Annotated in this window: 1 protein-coding gene; it reads right to left on the minus strand. The window is 61.4% G+C overall.

Annotated elements, in window-relative coordinates; all coding sequences use genetic code 11:
* Nucleotides 1-223: hypothetical protein (locus tag Q4563_RS22910; RefSeq protein WP_303606190.1), on the minus strand; the 223-nt coding region annotated here is incomplete at its 3' end.
* Nucleotides 224-233 lie beyond the last annotated feature (10 nt).

Raw genomic sequence — 233 nt, forward strand, 5'->3', positions numbered from 1 at the left:
GGGTATGGTGCCGCAGCATGGCGCCGTAAAAGCCACTCAATCGATGCGCTTCCAGATTGGCTTCCAGCGTTTGCAAGCCAGCCAGCCAGCGCGGTGCATGTTCCGCAAAGGCGAAGCGTTCGGGAGCTAATTGTAATGCCGCCGTGGCACAAGCGTCCCACAAGCTGTCGTTCTGATACAGCCTGACCGCCGAGGTCACAAACGCCGTGGCAGACTCCGCCACCAGCACCCCC

Source organism: Gilvimarinus sp. 1_MG-2023, assembly GCF_030548285.1.